Below are 1,394 nucleotides of genomic sequence, written 5' to 3'. Positions count from 1 at the left end.
CCGGCTTCTCGCGCTTGCGCGCCTCGCCGCTCTGCAGTTTCGTCTTGTCCGCCATGGGGAGCCCGTCGTTCTTCACGACACCACTTTTACTCCCACGCCTTCCCTTGCGCCATCAGACGTGTCCTGGTCACGCTTGGTCTTCCGAACAAAGCCGGTAACCGCGCCCAGCTACCCGACAGAGCCGTTTTAATATCCATGCGCATCGTGCTCACTTGTGTCGTCCTCATTCAGCTTCGGCACAGGAGCAATTTCCGCCTCCAGATGTTCTTTGAACGACGCTAAATTCGTATTCTGAATTATGCCGACGTTTCTACCACCAAACGCAACCTTCAAAGCAGGAGTGCCACCAATAGAGATCTCTGAAATGACCAGCACTTTACCGTCGACCTTAGTGGAAATAATGGTCGCGCCCTTCACCGGTATCTGCTGATTAAGCTCTCTTATGGCCGCTTCGACCGCCGCTCTTTTCTGATCCATTTTGGATGATTTAGCAAAGGCATAAATCCCGAATGTCAAAATCGAGAGAAGCAAGTCCCCCACCCCGCCCGCATTACCGTATTTCGCCCCATCCATGACCATGTTTGACTTCATCTTCGAAGTCGCAGAATGTTCACCAACGAAAGCTCTTTTTATAGTACCGGATGTTACTATTGACATAATCGTTCTCCCTGCATTCAATTTCAACATCGTACGGCCGAGGCAATTCGATTGCCAAAATATGGCGTCAAACGGCGCTATCCTGACCTTGGTCGAGCTGACGCGCGCTCGCGAATCTGCAGAAAGTTTCGCGAATTTTCGTGACATACGTCCAAAAAACGAAGGAGCTGTTGGACGCTGCGCTCGTCGCCATCGGGTCTTCTCCCGTTGTAGTTGATGGAGTCAGGCGTAAATTTTGAAGCCTTGCAGACTAGGTGAGCCCGCTGCGCGGCGGCTAAAACCACGGGTCTGCCGAGGTGATTGCCAGCGGAGATGCGGTCGCAGGCGAAAAGTTGCAGGTGATAGAGTGAGCGGCATCGCGTAAGTGCGACGAGTAAACGAATTTCAAGATATGGGGTCTGACACAACTGGTTGCGGGTTTCCCAAAGCAGCCGAATTTGCGTAAAAGCCACGGCGGGCGCGGATTATAGCTCGATCCTGAGCGGGCAGTGCTTAGAGAGAGCGTTTCGTTTGGTGGGGTGCCGCTGGCACGCGAGTGTGGCGTTCCTGTGAAAACAGTTTCAAACACGGTTGCCCGACCCCACCAATACCGCACCCGGGCGCGCACCACCCCACCGAACGAAACGCTCTCGTCCTGTGCTCTGTCCGTCCCCGCTCGTACTGGAAGCGAGTGACACAGGGGTACGCGGAGCAATGGAACAGCCAACCGACTTAGGCGACTTCGGAAGCTATTCTCT

At 54.1% G+C, this 1,394-nt stretch carries 1 protein-coding gene; it reads right to left on the bottom strand.

Annotated features, from left to right (window positions below):
• Positions 1–186: 186 nt before the first annotated feature.
• Positions 187–591: a hypothetical protein gene (locus P0D80_RS50185; RefSeq protein WP_408296204.1), complete on the bottom strand. Its 405-nt coding sequence runs from the start codon at positions 589–591 to the stop codon at positions 187–189.
• Between the last annotated feature and the right edge of the window lie 803 nt (positions 592–1,394).

It is taken from the genome of Paraburkholderia sp. RL17-373-BIF-A (assembly GCF_046030175.1).
Taxonomy (GTDB): domain Bacteria; phylum Pseudomonadota; class Gammaproteobacteria; order Burkholderiales; family Burkholderiaceae; genus Paraburkholderia.
Note: the sequence above shows the minus strand (reverse complement) of the source record. Positions and strands in the feature narration are given on the sequence as shown.